The organism is Psychroflexus gondwanensis ACAM 44 (assembly GCF_000355905.1).
Classification (GTDB): domain Bacteria; phylum Bacteroidota; class Bacteroidia; order Flavobacteriales; family Flavobacteriaceae; genus Psychroflexus; species Psychroflexus gondwanensis.
On record NZ_APLF01000017.1, the window covers coordinates 1 to 15,473 of the forward strand.

A 15,473-nucleotide genomic window follows, 5' to 3' on the forward strand; every position below is an offset into this window, starting at 1 on the left:
GTTAGGTTTTTTATATTTAACCCACACACTTCCTCTATATAATTTATAGCAAACAATCCAACGAATTCTAAATAAGAAATAGACCCTGGTTCCCCCCCGAGGCTTCGGGGCTGGAGGCACCACCTTTTAAACCTCAACCTTAAGTAGTTAAGGTTTTTTTATATTTACCCTATGCACTTCCTCTATATAATTTATAGCAAACAATCCAATAAATTCTACATCGGTGAAACTCAAAATGTTCAAAAGAGAGTTTTGATGCATAATCAACATTATCGATTATTTCTATTTGCTGATCTAAGAGACTTTAAAGACTTTTATCAAGACCTACCTGTTTCAAGCTTTCATAGCTACCAACATTCAAAATTTGTCACCCTTTAACCTCCCTTTGCCAGAAGGTAGGCCGTGTTTCTTGGTCTTAGCGAGGGTATTCTAAAGCGATTTGATCACCTAAGGTTTAGATGTTCAGACAGTCACGATTAAACTAGAGATGCTGAAAAACCTTAACCAAGCCTTTACTGAGTTTATCGAAGAATCGAAGCGCTCAGTTCAACACAATCTTCTCAAACACAAAAAACCCCTGTTCATTAAAACAGGGGTTTGTAATCAATAAAATTACAATAGAAACTATAATTCAGTATAGCCCATATTATAAAAGGTAAAGGCAAAAATATCTGCGTATTCTTGGATAATTTTTGAAGTTGGTTTGCCAGCTCCGTGTCCAGCATCGGTTTCTATTCGAATTAAGGTAGGGGCATCTCCTGCTTGCTTACTTTGTAATTCAGCGGCAAACTTAAAACTATGTGCTGGCACTACTCTATCATCATGATCTCCCGTAGTCACCAAAGTAGCTGGATATTCTGTGCCCTCTTTAACGCTGTGTAATGGAGAATAGCCTTTTAGATATTCGAACATTTCTGAACTGTCTTGAGAAGTTCCATAATCATAAGCCCATCCAGCACCGGAGGTGAAAGTATGGTAACGTAACATATCCAAAACGCCTACCGCTGGTAAAGCAACTTGCATCAAGTCTGGGCGTTGAGTCATTGCAGCGCCTACCAAAAGACCTCCATTAGATCCTCCGCGAATCGCCAATTTATTTGATGACGTATAGTTTTCAGCAATAAGATATTCCGCAGCAGCAATAAAATCATCAAAAACATTTTGCTTTTTCATTTTAATTCCTGCATTGTGCCATTCTTTTCCGTATTCACCTCCACCTCGTAAATTAGCCACGGCGTAAATACCTCCATTTTCTAACCATACCGTATTTGCAGTACTAAAAGACGGCGTTAATGAAATATTGAATCCTCCATACCCATAAAGAATTGTTGGGTGAGTTCCATCCAACTCAATGCCCTTTTTATGAGTGATGATCATTGGGATTTTAGTCCCGTCCTTGGACGTGTAAAATACTTGCTTGCTTTCGTAAGATTCCGTATCAAAGTCGATATCTGGTTTTTGATACACCTCGTAAGTTCCATTTTCAGGAGCAAACTTGTAAATAGTCCCTGGAGTAGTATAGTTTGTAAAAGAAAAGTATAAGTCTTTCGCTTCTTTTTTACTACCAAAACCTCCAACAGAACCTACACCTGGTAACTCGATGTCTCTCACTAACTCACCTTCGTAGTTGTATTGCTTCACTTGAGAAACGGCATCTACCATATATTCTGCAAAGAAATATCCAGCACCGGTAGAAGGAGACAAAACATTTTCCGTTTCGGGAATAAAATCCTCCCAGTTTTCAGGCTGAGGGGCACTCGCATCTACAGTAACAATCTTTTTATTGGGAGCGTCTTTATCGGTTACCATAAACAATTTGCTACCTTCATTTTCAATTACATAAACATCGTTGTCATAATTATCGATAACCTCTATAAAATCTGAATCTGACTTGGTCAAGTCTTTAATCATCAACTTATTACCTGAAGTAGATTTGGACGCAGAAATCACCAAATACCTATCGTCTTCTGTCACACTTCCAGAAACATACCTATGCTTTTCCGCTTCAGTTGCTCCAAAAATAACTTCATCTTCACCCTGAGGAGTTCCCATAGTATGGAAATACAATTTATGTTGGTCTGTTTTAGCAGAGAGCTCGCTCCCTTCTGGCTTATCGTAACTAGAATAGTAAAAGCCCTCGTTTCCTCTCCAAGACACCCCACTAAACTTAACGTCCACTAGCGTATCTTCTTTTCTATCCATAGTTTCAGTATCGAGGACGATTATTTTTCTCCAATCGCTACCGCCTTCAGAAATAGAATAGGCGAGGGTTTTACCGTCTTCAGTAAAACTCATTCCGGCGAGTGAAGTCGTTCCATCGTCGCTAAAGGTATTCGGGTCTAAAAACACCTCTGCATTTTCTATGGAATCTTCATTTTTATAACGGTAATAGACGTATTGGTTTTGTAAACCATTGTTTTTGGAAAAATAAGTGTACTCTCCACGCTCAAAAGGAGCTCCTATTTTTTCATAATTCCACACTTTAGACAAACGCTCTTTCAGCTTGTTTCTGTAGGGAATGCTTTCCAAGTAATCGAAAGTAACATCATTTTGGGCTTTCACCCATTCTTCAGTTTCTCCGCTACGGTCATCTTCCAACCAGCGGTAGGGATCTTTCACTTCAGTATCAAAATACGTATCTACCGTATCGACCTGTTTTGTTTCTGGATATGTCAAATTTGCTTGATTTTTCCCCTCTTCATTGCAAGATGCCAAAAGACATAAAGTTGCAAGAGGTAATATTATTTGCTTCATAGAAAAATGATTTTGTGGTAAATATAATCAATCAAAATCATATGCTTTTTAGCTCTTTTATTTACTCTGAATTTAATGCAGTTAGCTTTAATGTTTTTTGATATCAAACTTAAAAGCTGAAGTAAAATTCAAAGGCTTTTCCGAAAAAAGAAAAGCCTTTGTGGACATTATCGTCTTAAAAATTATGCTTTGAAGCGCTTTTCTAAAAGATATTCAGCGATTTGTATCGCATTGGTTGCCGCTCCTTTTCTAAGGTTATCTGAAACTATCCAAAGATTTAAAGCATTGTCGCGGGTGAAATCTCTTCGTATCCTCCCAATAAAGACATCGTTTTTACCTTCAGCATAGATCGGCATTGGGTACGTATTCACCTGCGGGTTGTCTTGAAGAGTGATCCCATCGGTTTCGCTTAAGAGCTTTCTGATATCGGCAACTTCAAAAGCCTTTTTAAATTCGATGTTCACCGATTCTGAATGACCGCCAACCACAGGGATTCTAACTGCTGTAGCAGCTACTTTGATGCTATCATCCGACAGGATTTTTTTGGTTTCGTTAGTCAGCTTCATTTCTTCTTTGGTATAGTCGTTGTCTAAAAAAACATCACAATGCGGGATTGCATTTTTATGAATAGGATAAGGATAGGCCATCTCACCAGCCTTACCAGCATATTCATTCTCCAATTGTTGCACTGCTTTTACCCCAGTACCGGTAATAGATTGGTAAGTAGAAATAATGACACGATCTATTTGATAGGCTTTATGCAACGGCTGTAAAGCCATTACTAACTGGATTGTAGAACAGTTGGGGTTAGCGATAATCAAGTCTTCCTCTGTAATTTCTGAGGCGTTTATTTCTGGAACCACTAGCTTTTTGGTAGGATCCATTCGCCAAGCGGAAGAATTATCAATAACTGTAGTACCCACCTCTGCAAATTTTGGAGCCCACTCTTGTGAGGTTTCACCACCAGCAGAAAACAAAGCAATCTCTGGTTTTCGTTTCACTGCGTCTTCAAGGCTTACAACGTTGTAAGATTTTTCCTTGTATATAATTTTTTTTCCAACCGACTTTTCTGAAGCCACTGGAATTAATTCAGTTAAAGGAAAATTACGCTCCGCTAAAATCTGGAGCATCACTTGGCCTACCATACCGGTAGCACCGACAACAGCTACTTTCATTTTTTTGTGTTTAAATGATTTATAAAGCTGCAAAAATATACTTTTGAAGGAAAGGATCTCCTTGTTTTGGAAATTATTAGGAGCGATTCAAGGTTCTATAAGCTTTAGAATTAGCTATTTCAAGTGGACTTGAGTACTTTTGCAAAAAATTTAGCATTGAACTATTTATCAGTTGAAGAAATTTCTAAGTCATACGGCTTACTTGTATTGTTTGAAAACTTGTCTTTTGGCATTAGCCAGGGCCAAAAAATTGCGCTTATTGCCAAAAATGGAACCGGTAAAACTACTTTACTAGACATTGTTTCTGGAAGAGAAGCTCCAGATAATGGTCAGGTGGTCTACAGAAAAGGAGTTAAAGTAGGGGTTCTTCCCCAAGAGCCTGATCTTGACCCAAAGTTGACTATTGAGGAAACTATCCTTTCGTCTGATAATGAAGTTTTGAGAATTATCAGTGCTTACGAAAAGGCTTTACAAAATCCTGAAGACGCCGATGCTTATCAAAGCGCTTTCGACCAAATGGAAGCTAAACAAGCTTGGGATTTTGAAACGACTTACCGACAAATCCTTACTAAACTTAAGCTAGACGACCTTTCTAAGAAAGTGAGTGATCTCTCTGGAGGTCAAAAAAAGCGTTTGGCCCTTGCCAATTTGTTACTAGACAAACCAGACCTACTTATTCTAGATGAGCCAACCAACCACTTGGACTTGGAAATGATAGAATGGCTCGAGGAATTTCTAAAGACTGAAAATCTTACCTTATTTATGGTTACACACGATAGGTACTTCCTAGACCGTGTCTGTAATTATATTTTGGAACTAGAAGACAAAACTTTATATAGCTATAAAGGCAACTATAGTTATTATGTAGAAAAACGTGCTGAACGTATTGAAGTGGAACAAACCACCACAGCAAAAGCAAAACAGCTCTATAAAAAAGAGTTGGACTGGATGCGAAGACAGCCAAAGGCTAGAACGACCAAATCCAAATCCAGAATCGAAAGCTTTGGCGATATCAAAGAAAGAGCTGGCAAACGTCGAAACGACCACAAAGTAGAGCTTGAAATTAATATGGCGCGTTTAGGATCTAAGGTTCTAGAAATGCATCATGTGTCTAAAGGCTTTGAAGACAAGTTTCTTTTTGAAGATTTTGACTACATCTTCAAAAAAAATGAGCGCATAGGAATTATTGGTAAAAACGGTACTGGTAAATCTACATTTTTGAATGTCTTGACGGGTAAGTTAGCTCCAGACCAAGGAAAAGTTATCCACGGAGAAACTTTGAAAATCGGTTATTATACTCAAGGCGGTATTCAGGCTAAAGCAGGTCAAAAAGTAATAGAAGTAATAAGAGATTACGGAGACTATATCCCTCTTAATAAGGGGCGACAAATTTCTGCTCAGCAACTTTTAGAGAAATTTTTATTTGATCGTAAAAAGCAATACGATTTTGTAGAAAAGCTAAGTGGTGGAGAGAAAAAACGCTTGTACCTATGTACGGTACTGATTCAAAATCCTAACTTTTTGATTTTGGATGAACCTACCAATGACTTAGACATTGTGACCTTAAATGTTCTCGAAAACTTCCTTTTAGACTTCCCTGGATGTTTAATTGTGGTGAGTCACGACAGGTATTTTATGGATAAAATAGTGGATCATTTATTTGTGTTTGGAGAAGGAAAAGTAACAGATTTCCCTGGAAATTATTCAGACTATAGGGATATAAAGGCCTTGGAGCTGGAAGCTAAATACGAGGAAAGCAGCCAAAGTTCTTCGGAATCTCCAAGTAAACCAAAACCAGCTTCAGACCAAAAAAGCAACCTAAGCTTCAACGAGCAAAAGCTTTATAAAAAACTGGAAAAGGAAATCCAGACTCTAGAGAACAAAAAGGAAAAGCTCGAAGCTGAATTCCTTAAAGCATTGAGTGCTGAGGAAGTTAAAAATAAAACCATCGAGTTACAGAAAATCCAAAAAGAGCTGGAATCGAAAACAGAAAAGTGGTTTGAATTATCTATGAAACTTGAGGAATAAAAAGTCTTTTAGTCAATTTTGATTTGAACTTAATTTTGATAAATTAATAAGAACTGAATACATATAAGGAAAGTAGTAAAGCATGTGGTTCAAAATAAAGGCGTATTTAAAATTTTTGTGGCACTGCAAAAACCAACATGGCATACATTCTCCCTTTGTTTACAAATTAATCACTCAGTGCTTTTATAACAAGCAGGATTTTAAAATTTACCGGATTTGGTCTGATGTCCAAAAAGAAATTTTAGGATCTAACGCGATTCTTGAAGTTAAAGATTTTGGGGCGGGATCAAAAGTTTTTGATGGTAATAAAAGACCTGTTTCTAAAATTGCTGAGCATGTTTCGATAACAAAGAAGCGAGCTCGACTAATGATTCGTCTTGTCGATTATCTTTCTGTAGAAAAAGCACTAGAGCTCGGCACCTCTATTGGACTTGGGAGTCTCAGTATTGCAGGAAATGGAAAAACCAGCTTAACAACAGTGGAGGCTTGTAAAGAAACTTCTGCGTTTGCTAATCAGCTTTTTAAAAGCAAAGGCATTGAAAATATCTCCGTAATAAGTTCTACATTTTCTGAATATTTAGAAGAGCTAGGCTCTCCTGAGAATATTGAACTTAGAGCTCCAAAAGAAGAGTTTGACTTGGTTTTTATAGACGGGCATCACGACGGCAAAGCCACCTTAAGTTACTTTGAGCGCTTATTGGCCCATAAACACAACGACAGTCTTTTTATCTTCGATGACATACATTGGTCACCTTCCATGGAAGTAGCTTGGGAGCAAATAAAGGTTCATAAGGACGTAAAAGTCACCATCGATACGTTTCAGTGGGGGCTTGTATTTTTCAGACAAGAACAAGTCAAACAAGATTTTGTAATTCGGATCTGATTTTTAAATCAGTTTAAAACTCACTAAGTTTATTAAAATTTAAATCATGCTCGAGCAATTTTCACCAGACATACAGTTTATCATAGTTATTGTGATTTTGGCAGTTCTATTTCTGGCTGTTTTCTTAAACAACAAGAGCAACAAAAGGAAGCACTACGACCGAAAAAACAGAAACTTTAGAAGAAACTTCTACGATAAAAAACAAAACAAAAAAGAAGATTAAAAAGCTATCTCTCCTACCTCTAGGACTTATAGATTTAAGTTTTTCTAGTATCTTTGCGAGCCATGACAAAAGCTGATATTAAAGAACAATTTTCCAAGAGCCATATACTTAAAGAGTTAAACGAAACTCTCGTGTCTGGAGAAAAAAAACAGCTTTTTATAAAAGGTTTAATAGGTTCCGCAGTCTCTTTTGTGCAAGCCGAAAGCTTTTTGAAGTCTGAGCGTCCTTTTTTGTTAGTCTTTAACGATAAAGAAGAAGCCGCTTACCATCTCAACGACCTCGAGCAGCTCGTCGATGAAAAAAACGTACTGTTCTACCCTGGAAGTTATAGACGACCTTATCAAATTGAAGAAACTGATAATGCAAATATCCTGCTGAGGTCTGAGGTTCTTAATCGAATCAATTCTAGAAAGAAACCATCCATTATTGTAACCTATCCAGAGGCTCTCTTTGAAAAAGTAGTTACCAAAAAAGAACTGGATCGCACGGTTTTGAAAATAAAACTCAATGATGAACTATCGATTGACTTTGTTAACGAAGTCTTATTCGAATATAGTTTCAAGCGTGTTGATTTTGTAACGGAACCGGGTGAATTTTCTGTAAGAGGGGGTATTATAGATGTGTTTTCATTCAGTAATGATGAACCTTATAGAATAGAGTTTTTTGGGGATGAAGTAGATAGCATCCGTGCTTTTGATGTGGAAACCCAATTATCTACCAAGCAAAAGAAGAGAATCGACATCATGCCCAATGTTGAGAAAAAGCAGTTGGATGAAGTCCGCCAGACATTCTTGGAATACATTAGTCATGATACGGTGGTCTTCATTAAAAACGTAGACGTCCTCTCGCAAACTATCGATGATCTGTTTTCAAAAGCCGAAAAGGCTTTTTCTAATCTTTCTGCAGAGATAAAGCACAGTGCGCCTAAAGAGTTATTTTCTGAGGGCAAGCTGCTCAAAAAACAGTTGCTAGAGTTTACAAGTGTTGAATTTGGGACACAAGCTTTTTTAAAGCCAGATCAAACTTTTATTTACCCTACAAGCCCTCAACCCTCCTTCAATAAGAAGTTTGATTTGCTTATAGAGGATTTGAATAGTAAGCACAATAAAGGCTACGAGAATTGTATTCTGTGCACTAGCGAACAACAAGCCAAACGCTTTAAAGATATTTTTGAAGACCAAGACAATGAGGTCCATTATACAACTTTGTTACTCTCCATGCACGAAGGCTTTATAGATGAAACCAATAAATTGGTATGTTATACAGATCATCAAATCTTTGATCGTTACCATAAATTTCATTTGAAAAACGGCTATGCCAAGAAGCAAGCCATTACCTTAAAAGAATTAACCAGTTTAGAAATTGGTGATTATGTGACTCATATAGACCACGGTATTGGAAAGTTTGGTGGGTTACAGAAAATAGACGTCGAGGGGAAATTCCAAGAAGCTGTAAAGTTGGTGTATGGAGATCGGGATATCCTCTATTTAAGCATTCATTCTTTACATAAAATTTCAAAATTTAACGGGAAGGACGGTAAGGCCCCGCAAGTCTACAAATTAGGAAGTAAAGCTTGGAAAAGTCTTAAGACAAAGACCAAAGCTAGGGTTAAGAAAGTAGCCTTTGACCTTATAAAATTATATGCCAAGCGAAAGTTGGAAAAGGGATTTCAATATGGACCAGATTCTTATTTACAACATGAACTGGAAGCCTCTTTTATCTATGAAGACACTCCAGACCAAGGCATAGCTACACAGGATGTAAAAAGCGACATGGAAAAAGAACAACCCATGGATCGCCTAGTCTGTGGGGATGTAGGTTTTGGAAAAACGGAAATTGCTATCCGTGCAGCCTTTAAGGCTGTAGATAATGGTAAACAAGTTGCTGTTTTGGTACCCACTACAATTTTAGCCTTTCAGCATCATAAAACATTTACTGAGCGATTGTCAGAATTTCCAGTTACGGTAGATTATCTCAACCGTTTTAGAACTACTAAAGAGCGTAGATCTGTTTTGGAGGGTTTGGAAGATGGTAGTGTAGACATAGTCATAGGCACTCACCAACTCGTGAATAAAGCTGTAAAGTTCAAAGACTTGGGACTTCTCATCATTGATGAGGAACAAAAATTTGGGGTGGCCGTAAAAGATAAATTGAAAACTATTAAGGCCAATGTAGATACTCTTACCCTTACAGCTACGCCTATACCAAGAACTCTTCAGTTTAGCCTAATGGCTGCCAGAGATTTATCGACCATCAAAACACCCCCTCCCAATCGCTATCCTATAGAAACCCATGTCATTCGATTTTCTGAAGACCAGATCCGAGATGCTGTGTCTTATGAGATCGAGAGAGGTGGACAAGTCTTTTTCATCAATAATCGTATTGAAAACATAAATGAAGTTGCTGGACTCATCCAACGATTGGTGCCTGATGCCAAAATTGGCATTGGACATGGACAAATGGAAGGAAAGAAACTCGAAAATCTGATGTTGCGGTTTATGAATAACGAGTTTGATGTGCTTGTCTCAACCACAATTATAGAAAGTGGTCTAGACGTTACCAACGCCAACACCATTTTTATTAATAGTGCCAACAATTTTGGCATGTCCGATTTACACCAAATGCGTGGGCGTGTGGGAAGAAGTAATAAAAAAGCCTTTTGTTACCTTATCACTCCACCCCTAACGATGATGACCGACGATGCTAAAAAGCGACTTTCAGCCTTAGAACAGTTTTCTGATTTGGGGAGCGGCATCAATATCGCTATGAAAGATTTAGAAATCCGTGGGGCAGGAGATTTACTAGGAGGTGAGCAAAGTGGGTTTATCTCGGATATTGGTTTTGATACGTATCAGAAAATATTGAACGAGGCCATTCAAGAATTAAAAGAAAACGAGTTTAAATCTGTATACGAAGAAGAAAATGAAGAAGAGGATCTGGTGTTTGTGAAGGACGCTCAGATTGACACTGACTTTGAAATTCTATTTCCAGATAACTATATCAATAGCATAAAAGAACGCTTGAATTTATACACCAAATTAAATACTATTCAAGATGAAGATGGGCTTGCCAATTTCGAAAAGGAATTGATAGATCGGTTTGGAGATTTGCCAAAAGAAGCTCAGGATTTAATCAACAGTGTAAGGTTAAAATGGATTGCTGCCAGTATTGGACTTGAAAAATTAGTTTTGAAAAAAGGCAAAATGATAGGTTATTTCCTCTCTAATCAGGAGTCGGGATTTTATAATTCCAGTCGCTTTAGGGACGTCCTTCAATATGTACAATCGCATCCTCGCCAATGCCAAATGAAAGAAAAGCAAACTAGAAATGGCTTGCGCCTACTCCTCACGTTTGAACAAGTTAAAAGTGTCGATAAAGCTATAGGCTTACTTCAACCTTTTGAACAAAAAGAGGTAGCTAAAGCTTAACCCACTTCCTTAAGAAGATGAACAAGACTTTCCCTCCAATGAGGAATTTCTATACCGAAGGTAGAAAGGGCTTTTGACTTATCCAGAACGCTAAATTTTGGTCTTTTTGCTTTCGTTGGATACGAAAACGTGGCTTGTAAACTTATCTCTTGGTCAAGGTTTTTTTCTTCCAAAATCAATCTTGCAAAATCGTACCAAGTGGCTTCCCCATTGTTACTGTAATGGTAAAGGCCATAGTCTGTAGAATCCGTTTGGATCAAATGGAGAATAAATTTTGCTAAATCGTTGGCATTGGTTGGTGTTCCTATTTGCTCGGTCGTGATATTCAAGGGATGTTGGTCTTTTGCCTTTTTCAAAATAGTATTAAAAAAGTTATGACCAAATTCTGAATACAACCAGCTGGTCCTCAACGTGAAATAAGTGTCCATTGTTGAAGAAATATGCGTTTCTCCCTGAAATTTTGAAGCTCCATAAACGTTGATAGGATTCTCCTTATCACTCTCATGATAAGGGCGGTTTTTTAAACCGTCAAAGACATAGTCGGTAGAGATATGTATAAGTTTGGTTTTAAATTTCTCACATAATCTAGCTAGGTTTTGAATCGCTTTAGCGTTTACTTGAAAAGCTAAGTCCTCGTTATCTTCTGCTGCCTCAACATTGGTATAGGCTGCGCAGTTAATACAAAAATCTGGCTGATGCTTTTCAAAATAAAGCTTCATCGCCTCTTCTTGAGTAAGGTTTAAACTATCTAAGGTTTCAAACTTAAAATCAAATGAAGTCAAAGACTTAGCATGCTTTTGTAGACATTGTCCTAGTTGCCCATTGGAACCTGTAACAAGTATTTTCATGACTTTAAATAAGCTTCTAGTGAAGGTAAATTTTGATCTTTTTCAGAAACAATTTGATCGTCTTCAGGAATTTTCCAATCAATATTCAAATCTTTGTCATTGAAAACTATTCCACTTTCTGAAGCTTTATTATAAAAATTATCACATTTATAAACGAAAATAACTTCAGCAGAAAGGCTAGCAAACCCATGAGCAAAGCCTCTAGGGACAAATAGTTGATGGTTATTTTCTCCCGAAAGGAGATAACTAAATTGCTTGAGGTAAGTTGAAGAGTCTGGGCGCATATCCACCACCACATCTAAAACTTCCCCTTTAGCGACTCTTATCAATTTAGCTTGAGCAAATTCTCCTTCTTGAAAATGCAAGCCTCGTATCGCTCCATATTGAGAAATTGATTGGTTATCTTGAACAAATACGATGTCTAGGCCTGTGTGTTTTTTGAAATCTTTAGAATTGAAAGTTTCAAAAAAACTTCCTCTTTCATCTTCAAAAACCTTGGGCTCTATAATAAAACAGTCGTTTAGAGGCGTTTGTTTACAAATCATTTATTCTGGATTTATATTTTTAGCATAACCACTTTTCAGAAATGGTTCTGTTATTTTTTTAAGTTGGTCTTTAGAAATAAAACCCATCTTATAAGCTGTTTCTTCAATAGACCCTATCTTAAGTCCTTGACGTTCTTCAATAACCTCAACAAACTGTGAGGCTTGCATCAACGAGTTAAAAGTTCCTGTATCTAACCATGCGGTTCCTTTATCCAAGATGCTAACATTCAATTTTCCTTTTTTCAGATAAGCGTTATTCACATCCGTAATTTCTAATTCTCCTCTATCACTAGGGGTTATAGATTTGGCGATATCAACCACGTCATTATCGTAAAAGTAAATGCCAGGTACCGCATAATTAGATTTTGGATGTTTTGGCTTTTCCTCTATAGATTTCACCTGGCCATTAGTATCAAAATCTACAACACCGTAGCGTTCTGGGTCGTGCACATGGTAAGCGTAGATAATCCCTCCATCTGGATTTGTATTGTCTTGAAGCAATTGATCCAAACCCGTTCCATAAAAAATATTATCGCCTAGTATCAATGCTACCTTGTCATTTCCTATAAAGTCTTCGGCAATGATAAAAGCCTCAGCGAGACCATTTGGATCGGCTTGCACAGCATATTCAAATTTGCATCCTAAAGAAGAACCGTCTCCCAATAGCTTTCTAAAAAGCGGCAAATCATTGGGTGTCGATATAATAAGGATCTCACGTATTCCTGCAGACATGAGCGTTGATAATGGATAGTATATCATAGGTTTGTCATAAATAGGCATGAGCTGCTTACTTACAGCGAGCGTTAAGGGGTGAAGTCGAGTTCCTGATCCTCCAGCTAATACAATTCCTTTCATAATTAAAGATTCAAAGTTTGGTTATACTTTTCAAGATACCACTGTACCGTTTTTTTTATACCACTTTCAAAGGTTTCATCTGCTCCCCATCCTAATTCATTTTCAATTTTACTAGCATCAATAGCATATCGAAAATCGTGTCCAGGCCGGTCGGTAACATATTCAATTAAGTCCTTATGAGGTTTATTTTGAGGTTTTAATTCATCTAAAATTTCACAAATTTTGGTCGCAATATAGATGTTTTCGCGCTCATTCTTTCCTCCAATATTATAGGTTTCACCGAGTTTTCCTTCCTTTACAGCTATGTCTATACCTTTACAGTGGTCATCAACATAAAGCCAATCTCTTATGTTTTTTCCATCTCCATAAATAGGAATGGGTTGTTTCTGAATAGCCTTTCGAATAATGGTGGGAATCAACTTTTCATCATGTTGATGGGGTCCATAATTATTGGAACAATTGGTTGTGACTACGGGAAGACCATAGGTATGAAAATAACTTCTAGCAATCATATCCGAGGAAGCCTTGGAAGCGCTATACGGGCTATTCGGCGCATAAGGGGTGTCTTCTGTAAACAAGCTTCCATCATTTTCTAAAGTTCCGTAGACTTCATCTGTCGACACATGAAGAAATCTTGCCTTTTCAAATTCTTTTCTGAAATTGAATGGAGACTCCATCCACAACAAATAAGAGTGATGAAGAAGGTTGAAGGTCCCCGTTATATTGGTTCTGATAAAAGCATCTGGATTGGAAATTGAATTATCTACATGAGATTCTGCAGCAAAGTGGATTACTTTTTCAAACTTATATTTCTTAAATAAAGTCTCTAAAAGTGAGGTATCACAGATATCCCCTTCTACGAAGGTATAATTATCATAATTGGAAACCTTTATATTATTAAGGTCTCCAGCGTATGTCAATTTATCCAAATTAACAAAATGATATTTTTGCTTGGGCACCCAAAGATTCAAAAAATTAGATCCTATAAATCCCGCTCCTCCTGTAACTAGAATTGTTGTCATATGCTTTTATTTCAAATTTCGAACAGCACCGTTTATAATTTGATCAAGAATTTTTTCAGTGATTAAATAGGTGGGTTTTACCCCTGCTGTTCCTAACCCCCCAGAAGCTAGTGTACTACCTGTTTCTAAAGGATTATCACTGGCGTAATAAGCATAGCGTAATTTTACTTCAGGTGAAATGTTCCCTCTTAGTCTGGCTGCCGCTTGGATAGCTTTTTGGTAATGCGCACCTTCCATTTCTAGGCCAATGACGTTCCAAGTAGAGTCGTGGAAAAACTCCAATAAATCTCTATTTTGAAGTGAAGTCCCTAGCACAGTCACCATGGAACCATCGAAGACTCTCAAGCCTTGGCTTTCAAAGTCCGATTTGGTCAATTCATTATAGAATGGATAGTTATCTGCCGTCCCTTCAAATAAGTGAGCATCTGGAATCATTAAATCTCCTTTTCCACCTTCCAAAATCCCTGCCTTTCCCATAATAGAAATGGAATCCACATTCATATAGACTGGTTCTTCCTCGTCCTTATAAGGCTTCAGAAGCTCGTCCATAGTTTCGTAAGCTTGCTCTCCAAAAGCGTAATCCATAACAATGATGACCGGAGCTTCTTCTCTAGCATTAAGTTTTGTGTTGCCTTTATAATGACTCAGCTTTGCAAGATCAAAAATTTGGACATCGATATTTGTTCCGCTTTCATCATTCAAAACAATCATGCCTTCTTCTTTCGCCTTTTCAGTTACTGTATGTCTTAAAGTTTTATTTTTAGCATTACTTAATTCTTCATAGACCTGAAAAGTAGATTTTTCCTTGAGTAAGTCTTTTAAGGCCAATGGAGAAAAAAGCGTATTCATCACACTATGCATGTTAGCACTAACGATGTGTAACTTCCTATGGATTAAATCGTGCTTATGTAGCGTTTTTTTGATATTATTGGCCCAGACCTCTCCATGAATATGATGTCCCAAACGCTCCCTTACGATAGGACTGAACGTGATAACTCGCTTGTCCCCATGAATAATTTCACGAATGGCAAGCTTCCCTAAACTATAGATAAGATGTAGGAATTTGTCAGGATTGTCTTTGGTAGCAAACCTATCGTAAACCTGAGTAATTTCTGCAAAAGTTCGTCCCAAAATATTAGCCGTATGCGTAATCGCAATCTCTCTTTCATGCTGGCTCAACTCCACTTCCTTTAAAACTGCTGCACTTAGTTTTTCCCAGTCTCTAGAGGTTTGTCCTACCTCGTTAATCACCACATTTCGCATGATTTTATGAGATTCTATGAACATAAAAGTAAGGTGGGTCAAGATATCATAAATCTCAGAGCGACCTCTGGTAATCTCGATATTCATCTGTTCCTCATCTATCCTATAGCAATTCCTACGTCTCTTAGGCGGAATAATGGCTTTAAAGTGGGAGTTAGAGTAGCCTTCATCACTAGTTAAGTTAATAAAACTACACTCTTCAATTCCTTCTGGAAGTCGTTCAATGATATATTGAAGACCACTTAATTCGACTTTAGACTCAGCGATTGTCCCATAAATCTCTGGTCGCAAAGTCAACAATGCTTCTCGCAAAGTTTCTCCAGAGACTCCCATTGGCTTATAAAACCCTCTAATAAAGAGGTGTCTCATTGTAATGTACATTCGCTCTATGGCATTTGTACTTTCTTGTGCTCTGTTTCTTCCTATATTAAAAAGTTCTGACATATCAA

Annotated in this window: 12 protein-coding genes; 5 read left to right on the forward strand and 7 right to left on the reverse strand. The window is 37.5% G+C overall.

Features of this window, described 5'->3' with window-relative positions; translation table 11 throughout:
• Window positions 1-171 precede the first annotated feature (171 nt).
• Window positions 172-378: a GIY-YIG nuclease family protein gene (locus PGOND44_RS16085; protein ID WP_081606531.1), complete on the forward strand. Its 207-nt coding sequence runs from the start codon at window positions 172-174 to the stop codon at window positions 376-378.
• A 246-nt stretch (window positions 379-624) separates the two neighbouring features.
• Here the strand turns inward: PGOND44_RS16085 and PGOND44_RS12705 are convergent, their stop codons facing one another.
• On the reverse strand, window positions 625-2,754 hold the full coding sequence (locus PGOND44_RS12705; RefSeq protein WP_003443287.1) for a prolyl oligopeptidase family serine peptidase: 2,130 nt from the start codon (window positions 2,752-2,754) through the stop codon (window positions 625-627).
• Between the two features lie 182 nt (window positions 2,755-2,936).
• A complete protein-coding gene (locus PGOND44_RS12710) occupies window positions 2,937-3,929 on the reverse strand; it encodes an aspartate-semialdehyde dehydrogenase (protein WP_003443289.1) in 993 nt (330 codons plus the stop codon).
• 156 nt (window positions 3,930-4,085) lie between these two features.
• On the opposite strand from PGOND44_RS12710, the gene PGOND44_RS12715 reads away from it, so the two are divergent.
• From PGOND44_RS12715 to mfd, 4 genes are all read left to right on the forward strand, one after another.
• Window positions 4,086-5,957 (forward strand): ABC-F family ATP-binding cassette domain-containing protein, encoded by a 1,872-nt coding sequence (locus PGOND44_RS12715; protein ID WP_003443291.1) that lies wholly within the window; start codon window positions 4,086-4,088, stop codon window positions 5,955-5,957.
• 82 nt (window positions 5,958-6,039) lie between these two features.
• Window positions 6,040-6,840, forward strand: coding sequence for an O-methyltransferase (locus PGOND44_RS12720; RefSeq protein WP_003443293.1), 801 nt, complete (start codon window positions 6,040-6,042; stop codon window positions 6,838-6,840).
• 46 nt (window positions 6,841-6,886) lie between these two features.
• Window positions 6,887-7,063, forward strand: coding sequence for a hypothetical protein (locus tag PGOND44_RS15730; protein ID WP_003443294.1), 177 nt, complete (start codon window positions 6,887-6,889; stop codon window positions 7,061-7,063).
• A 62-nt stretch (window positions 7,064-7,125) separates the two neighbouring features.
• A complete protein-coding gene (mfd, locus tag PGOND44_RS12725; protein WP_003443296.1) occupies window positions 7,126-10,491 on the forward strand; it encodes a transcription-repair coupling factor in 3,366 nt (1,121 codons plus the stop codon).
• Here mfd and rfbD read toward each other — a convergent pair.
• Genes rfbD through PGOND44_RS12750 form a run of 5 tightly spaced genes read right to left on the reverse strand, consistent with a single transcriptional unit; the run spans window position 10,488 to window position 15,468 of the window.
• Window positions 10,488-11,339 (reverse strand): dTDP-4-dehydrorhamnose reductase, encoded by an 852-nt coding sequence (rfbD, locus tag PGOND44_RS12730; protein WP_003443298.1) that lies wholly within the window; start codon window positions 11,337-11,339, stop codon window positions 10,488-10,490. The two genes, mfd and rfbD, sit on opposite strands and share 4 nt — an antisense overlap.
• Window positions 11,336-11,884 carry a dTDP-4-dehydrorhamnose 3,5-epimerase gene (rfbC, locus tag PGOND44_RS12735; RefSeq protein WP_003443300.1) on the reverse strand — a complete coding sequence of 183 codons (549 nt, stop codon included), beginning with the start codon at window positions 11,882-11,884 and terminating at the stop codon, window positions 11,336-11,338. Before rfbC ends, rfbD begins: the two co-directional genes overlap by 4 nt.
• The gene (gene rfbA, locus PGOND44_RS12740) at window positions 11,885-12,739 is read right to left on the reverse strand and encodes a glucose-1-phosphate thymidylyltransferase RfbA (RefSeq protein ID WP_003443301.1); all 855 of its coding nucleotides are present in this window, start codon (window positions 12,737-12,739) and stop codon (window positions 11,885-11,887) included.
• A gap of 2 nt (window positions 12,740-12,741) precedes the next feature.
• Window positions 12,742-13,761: a dTDP-glucose 4,6-dehydratase gene (rfbB, locus tag PGOND44_RS12745; protein ID WP_003443303.1), complete on the reverse strand. Its 1,020-nt coding sequence runs from the start codon at window positions 13,759-13,761 to the stop codon at window positions 12,742-12,744.
• Between the two features lie 6 nt (window positions 13,762-13,767).
• A complete protein-coding gene (locus PGOND44_RS12750) occupies window positions 13,768-15,468 on the reverse strand; it encodes a DUF6909 family protein (protein WP_003443305.1) in 1,701 nt (566 codons plus the stop codon).
• Window positions 15,469-15,473: the final 5 nt, after the last annotated feature.